Below are 13971 nucleotides of genomic sequence, written 5' to 3'. Positions count from 1 at the left end.
TTTTAGTGTAGCGAATACACTATCTCCAGTTCCTGATTTGAGACTATTGTCAAATAATGGACAAGCAAGGGTTTGATAAATCCACCTACACCGTTAGAAGTATAGTGATTTTCTGCACATAACTGTAATTTCAGATAATATCCAGTTACACAACCAAAATCAACGAATGTGGGGACCGTATATTTGGTAATGGACGTTGTAATTTGCTTGTTCTCGGCATCAAAAAATGTCTGTATGGGTGATAATAAAATCACTGTCTTCATGAAAAGATGCACTTTATCAAGTAAATCTTGATTCACTTTTGTAGTTCTTCAATATTCTTTTCGGTAAAACAATCTAAAAAGCGAGAAATGGTAGATTGAGAAGCAAGGGGTTCTTTTTCTAATAATAACTGTCAGATAGAATCTTTACATAAAATATTGATGTCACTACCTGTGTCATATCTCTCAATAATCTAAATAATAATTTATTCTAAAAAGATTGTATTACAGTGTATAAGTTAGGTACAAATATCATGAAAATAGAGATATTGATTGGTTAGATACTTAAAACAAGAAGATGTAACAGTTGTTTGACTATAAAAAATCTGGCATCACTAGTTAAACATCTATTATCATTGGAAAATAGAAAGATTTGAAAAAAATTAAAGCCAAATTAAATCATTGAAAATTAAAGCCTGATTAAATTATTATTGTGCAAGTTAATTACAAGTATTATAATAAATATGTACAGCTATTAGCGAGGTGATTCGAATGATTTTTGCAATCTGCGATGACGAACGACTTTTTCAAGAAACATTAGAAGAACAATTATATTCTCTATGCAAAAAAATGAAAATTGATGTAACTATATTAAAATTTAATAATGGACAAGAAGTCCTTAATTACATAACTAAACCTCATTCCACCTCCATTGATATGCTATTTTTAGACATTGATATGCCAGAAATGGACGGACTCACATTAAAAGATAAGTTAAGCAATCAAAAATTAGTACGATATATCGTCTTTACTACAAACCATCAAGAACATATATATGAGGCCTTTGGTACAAAAACATTAGGCTTTTTAAACAAACCTACGAATGATTTTGACTTAGAGAAGAAAATTCAACAATACCTGCAAATCACTGAAAAAGAAAAAGTGCTTGAATTTACCGATATCTTTAATGTTATTCATCGTCATTCTATAGATGAATTTGTGTACTTCAAAGTAGATGATCGCTATATCGAAGTACACTTAGTAAATAAAAAAGACAATTTTCTGATTTTAAGTCGAATAAAAGATTTAGAACAAAAATTTGTAGAACTACCTTTCATCAGATGCCATAAATCGTATATTATTTCATTAATACAGTCGGAAAAAATTACTGTAACCTCAGCTAGCTTATCTAACCAAGAAACCATTCCTGTAGGGCGAAGATTCTATCCAAAATTAAAAGAAGCTTATTTTACATTTAGGAGAGATTTGGTATGGAGAAGCATTTAATTCCCTTTTTATGGGACTTATTAAGAATATTTTTCGATGGTAGTGCTTGTTTATTAGGGTATCAAATTCTAGAGGGCTTTTCTTTTTCTAAAAATATAACTAAATGGTTACTGGTAACAGGTGGCATGATAGCTATTTATTTCCTTTTTCTTGATACTTTACCGCCAATTTATAAAGAGCCCTTATGTATATTACTTTTTTCATTAATTCATCTATTAGTTGAACCACCCAATCGCAAACGTGCCCTAGCAATCTATCCGTTTATCTACCTAGCAACTTCAGCTATTTCAGTAACTCTATTGATGTTTGAAGGAATTTTAATAAACGGAAAAATCATTCATTTAATTTATAGTGATTTTTATTCTTTTCTACTTGTAAATATCTGTACACTTGCTATTTTGCTTAGTATTTTATATTATCGTAAAAAATTCAACAACAATCCTATTGAATTGACGATTAGACAATATATTATTTTCTACACAACAGTCTTTGCAACGCTCGCCATTCTCAGCGCTTGGCAATATGTTGCTATTCATTTTGACAATTCAAGAACATTCGTAGTTATTGGTAGTTGCACTTCTATTGCTTGTCTGTTACTCCTATATTTAGTTGTTTACCAAGCATTCTTAAATACAAATCGGCACTTATTAGAGGAAAAACAAAGATTACAAGATAAATTTTATCAAATGCAGCAGGAATATTTAAAAAATAAAATCAAACAAGATACGCAACTCAGAAAATTCCGGCATGACTACCAAGCGCATATGATTATCTTAAACACACTTATCGAAAAGCAGGACTATACTGCTCTAAAGGATTATCTAAAAAAAATGAACGAATACTCGTTACTCGAAAATCAAAAAAAATATACTGGTAATTTGATTATAGATTCTTTATTAAAAAATTTATTGGATCAAGCCAAAAGTAAAGGAATCGATGTAACAATTAACGGGCATTTACCACTTGAACTAGAAACCGATTCTTATGATTTAGGTGTCGTTTTCTACAATTTATTCAAAAACGCCTTAGAATCAGCCGAGAAAATGCCCGTAAATCAGCGGTGGATTGAAATTACAGTCAGTGAATTTACCAAATGTCGTCCTTATCTAAGTATAGTCAATCCCGTGAATCATCCAATTAAAATTGAGAACAACACAATTGTTACCTCTAAACATGATACATTTAATCATGGATTGGGACTAAGAAATGTCAAAGATATTGCTAAAAAATACGATAATCAATTCAATTTATTTTATAAACAAGGAACTGTTATTGCTGAAATTTTCCTTTAGTATTTATCTTAACTGTCATTCACCACAGATTTAATGTTGTTGAGCAAACTCCTTCTAGTCAAAAATAAAGAAGTTGCTAAACTAGTCATATCAAGAACTAGTAGGGGGAAAATAGTTATGATGTTATTGACAAATGATCTTACTTGGTTTTTTGAATGGATTCGAGGAAAAAAGTAAGTTGGATATTTCAATTAGAAAGAAATCGCACAATTGTTGATGAAACATTTGTGCGATTATTTATTACTTAGGATAACCATAAAAGGTTTTTTATAGCACTATGATTCTCTCATCACAAACCAATGAATGACAAGTAGTAACCATAATATCAAGCCTATATATGTCTCGCAAACGGAGGTATAACTAATCAAATAGAAAAATACGCCACTGAGGGTAATTACCTCTGAAACAATTATTTTTTCACGCGGTAGGAAACGAGAATCTTTAAACCAAGCGTAAAAATATAAAATCATTAATAAAATTTCTACCACAATCACTAAAGCTAACACAAATAACGGCAATGTCTTGAATACGTCTTTTTCTAAATAGGCCAATTGAAAAGCAACCGTGGACATGATTAGATATTCCCATCTTACCGGCAGAGAGGGCTGTTTTTGTTTATCGAAACGCTTAGCCCATATGTAGAAACGATAACAACTTAATCCCGCACTCAACCATAGCAAAACACCTATAGCTACCATATTAAATCCACCATACAAGCTCGCCACACTCACAAGTAAAAAGCAAGCCAAATCCACATATGGCGTTTGATATTTTTGTGAGATAAAAATGTAAAATACACCAAATACTACCATCCACAACAATTTTACCCCTCCACTCTCTAATTATTTTCTCAAAATTATTGTAACAAAAAAAACGTTTATTACAAATAGCAAAAAGAAGAACCCCAAATGATAGGATTCTTCTCTACATTATTTCTTACATCACTAACAATGCCACAAAACCGATTAAATTATTTAAGAAATGAACGGTTATACTTTCATTTAAGTTTTCGTGACGTGCATAGGTAGCGGTCAAAATCAAACTCATCACTAAGTAAATCAGTACATTCCATTCGAGCGTTTGCACATGTAACAGTGTAAAGATCAGCATTGCTACAATAAATGCCACTTTTTTATTACGAATCGTCTGAAACACTAGCGAGCGACAAAAAAATTCTTCTACTATTGGTGCCACAATCAAAATCATCAGTCCCATATACCAACGTGGCAGACTATTCATAGATTGCTCGATTACCTGTTGATTAACTGTATTACCAGAAATGCCTAGAAACTGAAAGATTAATTGTAAAGCGAGTTGCGAAATATAGGTTAAGGCAAACATCCCTAAAATAAATTTCCAGTTTTGTTTCGTAATCGTTTGACGCAGTGGCTTTAGCGAACCATTCTTTCTAGCAAGATAGCAGGCAACACTCACAACTATCCCCATCAATAAAACACCAATTGCTAATACAAATGATTGATTATCCGATATTTGCTTTCCGATAATTGGAAAGACAAAAGCAATCTGATCCAAAAGAAATAATCCGATAAACAATAATATAGCCAATAAATAGCGAATAATTGGATTTTTAATATTTTCCATTTTTTACGCCTCCTTTTAGATAACAAATTCATTATACTAAAAACAGACCAAAAACACTATCCGTCTCTGGTCTAAGTTGGATAATTTTAACCATAAAATGATTGACAAGTACAATCTCTACTTCTTTTCAAAATCTTCAAAGGCATCTTTTGCATCACAAACTCTTCCTGCAAGCACATCGTTCATTCCTGCTTGCAATAAGTCAGAAATTTCTTCTTTACTTAATCTCCCCATATCGATAGTTTCTGGTGCATGAGGCAAGGCAACTTTAAAAGGGATTCCTCCTGTCAGTGCGATTTGATTCAAATACATATCTATTGCAGTAGACATCGGTATCCCTAATTTAGACAATACACTTTCTGCTTTTTCCTTAACTGAAGCATCCACTCTTAAATTTAATGTCGCATTTTTGACCATCGACTATCCCTCCTTCATGTACAATTGTAACGCAAACGACATTACTATTCAACTCGATTGACCACTTCCTTTGATTCAAAAAAACAGACCAGAAACACTATCCGTCTCTGGTCTAAGTTTATTGGTATTCATTAGGCTTGAGCGACTTTTTTCTCTCTAACCTTTTCTTCTTTTTTCTTTCGTAACATATCGCCTGGTTTGACTGGTTCAGCAACCGGCATTGTTAAGAGCATCATCGGATTTGGTGCACGATCAATCATTTCGCCCTCTTCATTTTTCATCCATTCTACACTTTGATGGAAATGATGGAAGCCAGGTCCATAAATCTCGATTTCATCGCCTACGCTAAAGTGATTTCTTTGGCGAATGGTCGCAATTTTGGTCTCTTCATCATAGCTAATTACTTCACCAATAAATTTATATTCTGGAATTTTACGACGTGGACCAAATAATTGTTCATTTTCTGTTGGGATATGATAGTAAAAACCAGTCGCTAATTCACGTTGCGCCACTTTCCATAGTTCATCAATCCACTCTTGTTTGCAGACATAATTTTCTGGATCTGCCATAAAGCTATCCACGGCTGCACGATAAACATTACATACCGTTGAGACATAGTGAATAGACTTCATACGGCCTTCAATCTTGAAACTATCTACACCATTTTTAATCAAGTCTGGCAAATGTTCAATCATCGACATATCTACGGCACTCATCGAAAACTCTTCCGCAACTGCCCCATTTTTCACCAAGCTGCGACGTTCAGTTCCGAATGGCATGTCATATAAGTCATATTTCCAACGACAAGATTGTGAGCAACCGCCACGATTGGCATCACGCATGGACATATGGTTAGACAATGTACAACGCCCTGAATAAGAGATACACATCGCCCCATGAATAAAGGCTTCAATCTCGATATCCGTATTTTGGCGAATCGTTGCGACCTCTTCCATAGAAACTTCACGCGCTAATACCACACGCTCTAAACCTTCTTCTTTCCAAAATTCTAAGGTTTCAAAGTTGGTGGCTGAAGCTTGTGTGGATAAATGAACAGGCAATCCTGGTGCTTCAGTAATACAAATTTCGATTAAAGCCGGGTCTGAAACGATAACCGCAGAAATCCCCACATCACGCAATTCACGGAAAAATTCACCAGCCCCTGCTTGGTTGGCTTCGTGCGTGACCATATTAGCCGCCACATAGACTTTGGCATTGTGCGCCTTGGCAAACTCCACGCCTTCTTTCATTTCTTCATAGGTAAAATTACCCGCACGTGAACGCAATCCATAGGCATTTCCACCAATATATACAGCGTCTGCCCCATAATGGATGGCTGTTTTTAATTTTTCGAGTGTCCCAGCTGGTGCTAGAATCTCGGGTCGTTTATATTGAACAGTCATGATAGTCTCTCCTTATTTAATAGCATCTGGTTCGATATAGTAAAAACCAGTCGTTAATTCGCGATTGACAGGATGATTTGCCTCAATCGTAGCGACAAGTTGTGCTTGCAATTCATCGGTAAAATTGTTCGCTTCAATGGCTTTTCTGGCCGTATCAAAAGCCTTCGCAATCGCCACAAAGCCTTCTCCAGGGCAATAGATACCGTCTAATTTCCAAGTCGTAAAATGATAGGCCACTAAATCTGTTAATTCATTCATCAATTGAATATCTTTATCAGCAAAAATATGCGTGCCATGGCTATCTTCGTAAATCGAATAATGGGTTTCTTCTTTTTTTGGTTCACTTAAGAATAGTCCGCGCTCTTTTTTCACCGATTCTTTTTGTTGCGTAAAGTTATAGTAATTTTGTAAAAGCGGACGTAAGGATTGATGGATGCAAGTCGCGCCATAGACTAAAACTTCTGCGGGGACTTGTAGCTCTTGAGACATCACTTTCATCTCTTCAAAAGGCACTTCGCGGGCAAGGACAGCTCCTAATGCGCCTTTTTTCGCCCAGAAGTTAATTTGACGCGCACTCGTAACCAATGTTTCCCCATCATAAATAAAAGGTACGGTCAATTCTGGATTTTTGCGCATCACATAGATAATCCCAGGGTCGCCAAGGGAAATCACATCTACATTGATTGAACGTAGAAAAGCCAAGTATTCAGGGATTTCTTTCATCTTTTCCGGATGCATAATCCCGTTTACCGCAATCATCGCTTTTTTGCCGTGCTGATGGGCTAAGTCTACTAATTGTTTTTGTTCTTCTCTGGTAAAGCTGGCTGGCAAGCGTAGGCCAAAACGTTCTTCACCAAAAAAGATAGTATCTACATACGGTAATAATTGCTCAGCTTGGGCCAAAGATTCTACCGTTGCGACAATATTAATCATCAAAAAACCTCAATTCTTTGTCATAATTCAAATTTATATGTAACAAGCACTATTTACTGTATCATTAATTCAGTGTTTGTGCAATGAAACGGCGCCGACTTTTTATTGATACTTATGTTATTTCTTGAAAGATAACAACGATTAAAAATAGGATGATTCTAAAGGATTAAAAAACTTTCTCGTTAAAAAAATATTTCACAATTGATATTTTTATCGTATCAAACCTATCTGAGCGAATCCACCGATTTTGTGATACTTAACACGAAATCATTAAAAAGCAAGCCCTTCTTTTTAAAACAACTTCAAAAACAGACCAGAGCACAATGACCCCAGTCTGCTGAAAATCTATCTTATTTACCACTACCGACAAGTTCAAGCGGTTGGGTTTTGCTATTCTTGACAGTCAAAGTGATATTGCCTTTAGAAGCACCGATTGTCACTGCATCGCCTAATTGAACTTGGCCAGAAATCAACGCTTCACTTAGCTTATCTTCAATTTCACGTTGCAATGCCCGACGAATTGGCCGTGCACCGTATTCTGGATCAAAGCCGGCTTTACCGATGACATCAATGGCACTTGGCGTAATCTTCAATTGAATGCCTTGTTCTGCCATACGTGCGACAATTTGACGACTCATGATTTTCACAATTTCATGAATTTCGCTCGCATCTAATGAATTAAAGACCACAGTTTCATCGATACGGTTCAAGAACTCTGGACGATATGCTTTCTTCAATTCTTCTAAAATACGTTTTTCCATCGCTCTTTGGTCTTTGCTTTGGTCCACCGCATTGAAACCGACACTCTTTTCTTCGCGTAATTGCGTTGCACCTAAGTTAGAAGTCATAATCAAAATCGTATTTCTAAAATCAACTTTGCGTCCCTTGGCATCGGTTAAGTAACCATCATCCAAAACTTGTAATAAGATGTTAAAGATATCTGGATGGGCTTTTTCTACTTCATCTAACAAGATAACAGAATAAGGTTTGGTCCGTACTTTTTCTGTTAACTGTCCGCCTTCTTCATAACCTACATACCCTGGAGGCGAACCAATCAAGCGTGAAGTCGAGTATTTCTCCATGAATTCAGACATATCTACCCGAATTAACGCATCTTCACTACCGAACATCGCTTGGGCTAAGGCTTTGGCTAATTCCGTCTTCCCTACCCCAGTTGGCCCTAAGAACATGAAAGAACCAATTGGACGGTTTGGATCTTTTAAGCCACTTCTTGCACGGCGAATAGCTCTAGACACCGCTACGACTGCTTTATCTTGACCGACGACTCGTTGATGCAAGATTTTTTCTAGATCCATCAAACGTTGACTTTCTTTCTTAGCGATTTGTTGCACAGGCACACCGGTCCATTGTGACACAACTTCAGCCACATCTTCGGCACTCACCACTTGCAACTCTTGATTTTCGATTTGTTTTTGTTGGGCTTGTGCTAATTTTTCAGCAATTTTCCGCTCTTCTAAACGCAATTGAGCTGCTTGTTCAAACGCTTGATTATAAATGGCTTCTTCTTTTTCTGCATTGACCCGAACCAATTCATTTTGTAAATCAGCAACCTTTGAAGGCTTGTTGCTAGCATCTAAGCGGACCTTAGCTGCTGATTCATCAATCAAATCAATGGCTTTATCTGGCAATTGACGAGAATGAATATAGCGCACCGACATCGTTACAGCTGCTTCAATCGCTTCATCGGAAATTCTCAATCCATGGTGTTCTTCATAGCGTGGACGCAAGCCTTGTAAAATCTGAACGGCTTCTTCTTGACTAGGTTCATCGACTTGCACTTTGGCTAAGCGACGTTCTAAAGCACTGTCTTTTTCCACATATTTTTGATATTCATTCAGGGTGGTCGCACCGATTAATTGGATTTCGCCACGGGCAAGGGCTGGTTTTAAAATATTGGATGCATCCACAGAACCTTCTGCACTTCCCGCACCAATCAAGGTATGAATTTCATCAATAAAGAGAATAATATGACCATCATTGTAGATTTCGTCAATGATTTTCTTCAAACGTTCTTCAAATTCGCCTCTAAATTTCGTACCAGCGACTAAAGAACCCATATCTAGCATCATCACGCGTTTATGCAACATATCTTCTGGCACTTGACCATGAATAATGCGTTGCGCCAAACCTTCCACAATTGCCGTTTTTCCAACACCAGGTTCCCCAACAAGTACAGGATTATTTTTTGTACGTCGGCTTAAAATTTGCACTAAGCGGCGGACCTCTTTATTCCGGCCAACCACTGGATCTAAGCGTTGTTCGATGGCTTGACGGGTTAAGTCACGAGCCAAGGCATCCAACGTTGGGGTACCTTCCATAGTTTCTTGTTTTGCTTGGGTTGGTTGCTTACGACGATTAGGTGTTTGCATTTGATTGCGTGTAGGTTCTTGACCCATTTTCTTCTTCAATAATTGACGCATTCTTGACAAACTAAGCCCTAAATTGAGCATAATGCGTGAAGCTAAAATTTCTTCATCGCGTAATAAACCTAAAAGTAAATGCTCCGTCCCGATTTTTTCAGCACCAGAACGTTTGGCTTCATCATTGGCATAAGCGATAATTTGTTTCACTCGTGGCGAATAAGGTAAGAAGTAGTTATCAGGATAATGCTTCACCATGCCAAAACCGGTGTAATGTTCGATTTCTTCACGGATATCATTTTCTTGAATATTCATTTCACGCAAAGTTTTTCCCGCAATACCTTCTTTTTCCACCACTAAAGCTAATAATAGATGCTCTGAGCCAATTGTTTGATGTTTGAAGTATTTTGCTTCTTCTTGCGCTAACATCAAGACTTCTTTTGCTTTAGGTGTAAATAAATCCTCCATTTTTCATGCCCCCTTCATATCTCTAGCTATCTAGCTTAATTTTCATAACTTAAACGCTGTAATAACGCATGCATTAACTGTGCGCGAATTCGTTGATCATCGGGGTGATTAATCCCTTGTTTTGAAAATAATGATGACAAAAGATTGCCTTCACGCTGCGTTAATAAATCTTCCTCGTATAATTTTTGAATCATCGCCTTGGCATCATTTTCTGATAAATAATCCTCAAATAATTGATCCAAACTAGCTAAAAAGGCTTGGTGATTGCTGATTTGTACCTTTTCAATGCGGATATAGCCTCCACCACCACGTTTGCTGATGACGTTATATCCTTGCTGAATGGTGAAACGTGTATTAATCACATAATTAATCTGTGAAGGTACGCAATCAAACAAGTGAGCCATTTCCGCACGGCGAATCTCAATAGCGGCTTGTTCTTCTAAAAACTTCTTTAAATAGGCTTCGATTAAATCCGAGGTATTCTGATTGCTCATCTCATCCACCTTCCTTGACTAATATTGACCTTAATTATACAGAAAATTTACATAATTAGCAAAAAACTCGCCTTTGCTCCTATCTAACGCTTGATAGCCCCATATAAAAATAAATCAATGACCTGCTCGAGTGGAACTTGCTTTTTCGCATGCCCAGTGGGACGAACCATCGTATAACTCGCCAATAATGTAAAGAGCTGCGTGACCAAGACTTCTTCATTTAACCCCTGACGTAAAGGCTCTTTTCCACTCGTTAATACCTTGATAAATGGCGCTTGATAACTCTCTTGCCAAACCATTAATAAGCGTACCATCGATTCTCTAGGCAACTCATTATGAATATCCTTTAACATCTGTGCAAAATCAAAGTGGTATTCCTTTTGTAAGAAACTGGCCATCTCCACTAATTTTTCTTTTAGTGGTAAATCTTTGGCAGCTAATAAATTCAACTCAGTGGCTAATTGTTGGGAAATATGCTCCACAACAGCGACGTACAATTCTTCTTTATTCGGAAAATGATAATATAAATTAGGCTGAGTAATCCCGACTTTTTGGGCAATTTGGCGAGTTGAAGTTGCCTTAAATCCCTGTGATAAAAACAATTCCGCAGACGAAGCTAAAATTGTCTCACGTAAATCCTCCCTCATTTCTAACCTTCTTTCTATCTCTTTACTTCTATTTTAGCATTTTTCCAGGGAAATATTCACTTATTTTGATTAAATGCAAAGAAAAAAGCTAGCCCTAATTTGAAGCTAGCTTGTTAGATTCAATAGATAAAATCCACTAATATTTTAAAAAAAGGAAATGCCATCAGTAACCAACAAATTTCCCCTACTACAGTATATGGATTGAAACTTGCTCCCCACCCTGTAGGATATTTTTCATGCCAAATGAGCAAACCCGTCTTTTTACCACGCTCTGACACAAATCCTTTAAAAGCCCATAAGTAACAATCTAGCCAAAATACTAATACACCAACAGTCGCGATAATTCCGAATACTTGAGCATCTAATTGACGGTATAATATGTAACAGATAAAGCTAAAGACTGCTAAAACTAGCGCTATAATTCGATAGGTTTGCAACTTAGACTTAACTTCTTTTTCCTCATTGAACGTCTCTGATTTTAATAGTTTTTTTGCACGATTCATGTTTATCACTTCCTCATGCTCACTTTATCACTAAAACAAAAAATACAATTGTTACGCTAATTTTTCTGTTAGTACGCCATCTTTCATTTCAAAAATACGGTCGCAATACTTAGTCATACGAATATCATGCGTAACCATAATCGTTGCTTTATTTTTCAGCTTGGTTTCTTTCGCTAATAGTTCCACCACCTCAAAGGCACGGGCAGAATCTAGACTTGCTGTCGGTTCGTCGGCTAAGATAATTGTCGGATCATTATACAGCGCTCTGGCAATGGCGACTCGCTGACGTTCCCCACCGGATAAGTTTTCCGGATATTTTTTTGCTAAATGTTGAATAGATAGTTGCTCAAACAATTCCTGTACCAATTGTGGTCGTGGTTGATGCGTAATTTTATCTACCAAACGCATTTGGTCTTCAATCGTCAAAAACGGAATCAAGTTAGAGCTTTGTAGAATGAATCCAATTTCTTTAAAACGTAATTGCGCTCGCTTTTTCTCTGCTACTTGACTAAATGGCTGATTATTCACCAAAATTTCACCTTCGCTCGGCGTTAGTAAGCCTCCTGCTAAAGTTAAAAACGTGCTTTTTCCTGAACCAGATGGACCGACAATTGCAACAAATTCGCCCTTGTTAATCACCAAATTCGTTGGTTTGAGTGCTTGAATGATTTGTGAACCGTCTTGATATTCTTTACGGACATTTCTAAATTCTATTGCTTGCATCAATAAATCCTCCTAACTGATTGCTTGTAATGGATCGATTTTTACTACTGTGCTGACAGAAAAGACCGCACTTAAAATGGCAATCACCCACATGCCGACACTAACTGCGAGATATAAGCCCCAGAAAATGGCAAAAGGTACCGCAGCAGGCAAGACAAGCGAACTCAAATAGGTCAGCGCTAAGCCTAAGACAATACCGACAAAAGCTAAAATCGCCGTCTGTACAAATACGCTACGAGCAATGAAGAAATTCGAAATACCTTGGGCTTTCATCACGCCGAAAATGGCCTGTTTTTGCATCGTTAAAATATAGATGAAAATGCCAATCACAATCGCCGCGATAACAATTAAAAAGCCAATCATAAAGGCAAAGGTTAAATTTTGTGCGCGATAACCAGGTAAGTCATCAATAAAGTCACTGATTTTTATTTCTTCTAGATGATTTGCTACTTGTTTTGGTTTTTCTCTCAGTACAATCGCATTAATCTTTTGTGCCTCTTTAGGTAAAATCTGATTAAAACGAATTTCTTGAAAATCAGCCAGACTCATATAAATGACAGGTGCTACATTATACATCGCTTCATCGGTAAAACCAACAATCTTTAACGTTTGTTTACTACCAGCCACTTTTAACTGATCTCCCACTTGCAGTCCATCTTCTTTTGCTAGACTATCATTAACTACTACTTCACCAGTATTTTTGAACATGCGCCCTTTCACCAAATTAGGCGCCAAAAATTCATCTGCTTCTATGCCAAAAAAGCTGACATTGATTTGTTGGTTCTTCTTTCCTTTTTGATACACAATGCCAGGAAACTGTGCCAATGCCGCTTTATCCTCTGCTTTCACTGATTCATAATCATCCATCGTTAACATCGACATATTTAGCTTTCCATTAGCCTCGTCGGATAATAAAATACGATCTGCCTGCCATTTATCTACTGCTGTACGATTTTCTTGCGCCAATCCATAGGCTAGACCGGTTAAGAAAAAGACTAAATAAGCAATTAAAAAAACTACGCCAATCACGAGAGCATAGCGTAACTTTGAATGTTTCATTTCATTGATTGCTAAAAACATACTTACACCTCATTTTTCAATTTTTATCAACTAATAAATTTATCAGTTGATAAAAACATGATAGTCGAAACACTCAAATGTTGCAACTATTATGTATCAAAAGGGCTTTATTATTTTTAGCGAGGCTACAGCTAACTTGCTGATAAACTAAAAAATCAAATAAAACCGTCTGTATCGCAACAAACACAGGCGATTTTTTGTTATTTAATTGGATTAACGGATAGCACCGCATTAGTTGAATTTACAAGTACAGTCGTGCCCTCCTCAAATTTGATTTGTAATTGCTCTCCTTCATAATCATCCCACGTGGCTACCTTGCCTTTTTTATCGTGCCATCTACTAATTTGACCATCGCGTAGTTAAACGTATAAGTCGTATCAAAAAATTGTTTATTCCCACAGGCACCTAGTAATACTAAGCCGATACCTAACACACTGACCATGACTAACTTTTTCATTTTTTCATTCCTTTCCGTCTTTTCCTCATTATACCAAGAAGATTGAGACAACACGATACGGCTTAAGATGTAAAAAAATCCTAG

At 36.6% G+C, this 13971-nt stretch carries 14 protein-coding genes; 2 read left to right on the top strand and 12 right to left on the bottom strand.

What is annotated here, in order from left to right:
- The first annotated feature begins 752 nt into the window (after positions 1 to 752).
- Positions 753 to 1487 (top strand): LytR/AlgR family response regulator transcription factor, encoded by a 735-nt coding sequence (locus I567_RS02695; protein WP_016250705.1) that lies wholly within the window; start codon positions 753 to 755, stop codon positions 1485 to 1487.
- Complete coding sequence (locus tag I567_RS02690) at positions 1472 to 2779, top strand: sensor histidine kinase (RefSeq protein WP_016250704.1); 1308 nt, start codon at positions 1472 to 1474, stop codon at positions 2777 to 2779. Before I567_RS02695 ends, I567_RS02690 begins: the two co-directional genes overlap by 16 nt.
- Before the next feature lie 275 nt (positions 2780 to 3054).
- Here the strand turns inward: I567_RS02690 and I567_RS02685 are convergent, their stop codons facing one another.
- From I567_RS02685 to I567_RS12715, 12 genes are all read right to left on the bottom strand, one after another.
- The gene (locus I567_RS02685) at positions 3055 to 3591 is read right to left on the bottom strand and encodes a hypothetical protein (protein WP_243180779.1); all 537 of its coding nucleotides are present in this window, start codon (positions 3589 to 3591) and stop codon (positions 3055 to 3057) included.
- Between the two features lie 124 nt (positions 3592 to 3715).
- Positions 3716 to 4381 (bottom strand): CPBP family intramembrane glutamic endopeptidase, encoded by a 666-nt coding sequence (locus I567_RS02680; protein ID WP_016250702.1) that lies wholly within the window; start codon positions 4379 to 4381, stop codon positions 3716 to 3718.
- A 117-nt stretch (positions 4382 to 4498) separates the two neighbouring features.
- Positions 4499 to 4798: a type II toxin-antitoxin system RelB/DinJ family antitoxin gene (locus tag I567_RS02675; RefSeq protein WP_016250701.1), complete on the bottom strand. Its 300-nt coding sequence runs from the start codon at positions 4796 to 4798 to the stop codon at positions 4499 to 4501.
- A 131-nt stretch (positions 4799 to 4929) separates the two neighbouring features.
- A complete protein-coding gene (locus I567_RS02670; RefSeq protein ID WP_016250700.1) occupies positions 4930 to 6201 on the bottom strand; it encodes a peptidase U32 family protein in 1272 nt (423 codons plus the stop codon).
- Positions 6202 to 6213: 12 nt separating this feature from the next.
- A complete protein-coding gene (locus I567_RS02665; protein ID WP_016250699.1) occupies positions 6214 to 7134 on the bottom strand; it encodes a peptidase U32 family protein in 921 nt (306 codons plus the stop codon).
- Between the two features lie 350 nt (positions 7135 to 7484).
- Complete coding sequence (locus tag I567_RS02660; RefSeq protein ID WP_016250698.1) at positions 7485 to 9983, bottom strand: ATP-dependent Clp protease ATP-binding subunit; 2499 nt, start codon at positions 9981 to 9983, stop codon at positions 7485 to 7487.
- Between the two features lie 35 nt (positions 9984 to 10018).
- The gene (locus I567_RS02655; RefSeq protein ID WP_016250697.1) at positions 10019 to 10477 is read right to left on the bottom strand and encodes a CtsR family transcriptional regulator; all 459 of its coding nucleotides are present in this window, start codon (positions 10475 to 10477) and stop codon (positions 10019 to 10021) included.
- 83 nt (positions 10478 to 10560) lie between these two features.
- Entirely contained in the window at positions 10561 to 11124 is a 564-nt protein-coding gene (locus tag I567_RS02650) for a TetR/AcrR family transcriptional regulator (RefSeq protein ID WP_016250696.1), read from the bottom strand.
- 119 nt (positions 11125 to 11243) lie between these two features.
- The gene (locus I567_RS02645; RefSeq protein WP_016250695.1) at positions 11244 to 11627 is read right to left on the bottom strand and encodes a hypothetical protein; all 384 of its coding nucleotides are present in this window, start codon (positions 11625 to 11627) and stop codon (positions 11244 to 11246) included.
- A gap of 51 nt (positions 11628 to 11678) precedes the next feature.
- On the bottom strand, positions 11679 to 12350 hold the full coding sequence (locus I567_RS02640; protein ID WP_016250694.1) for an ABC transporter ATP-binding protein: 672 nt from the start codon (positions 12348 to 12350) through the stop codon (positions 11679 to 11681).
- A gap of 12 nt (positions 12351 to 12362) precedes the next feature.
- Positions 12363 to 13430, bottom strand: a complete 1068-nt coding sequence (locus tag I567_RS02635; RefSeq protein WP_016250693.1) for an ABC transporter permease — start codon at positions 13428 to 13430, stop codon at positions 12363 to 12365.
- 310 nt (positions 13431 to 13740) lie between these two features.
- The gene (locus I567_RS12715; protein WP_016250692.1) at positions 13741 to 13887 is read right to left on the bottom strand and encodes a hypothetical protein; all 147 of its coding nucleotides are present in this window, start codon (positions 13885 to 13887) and stop codon (positions 13741 to 13743) included.
- Positions 13888 to 13971 lie beyond the last annotated feature (84 nt).

This window comes from Enterococcus cecorum DSM 20682 = ATCC 43198 (assembly GCF_000407565.1).
In the GTDB taxonomy this organism is placed as follows: domain Bacteria; phylum Bacillota; class Bacilli; order Lactobacillales; family Enterococcaceae; genus Enterococcus_E; species Enterococcus_E cecorum.
The sequence above is the reverse complement of the archived record's forward strand: the minus strand, read 5'-3'. Positions and strand labels throughout refer to the sequence as shown.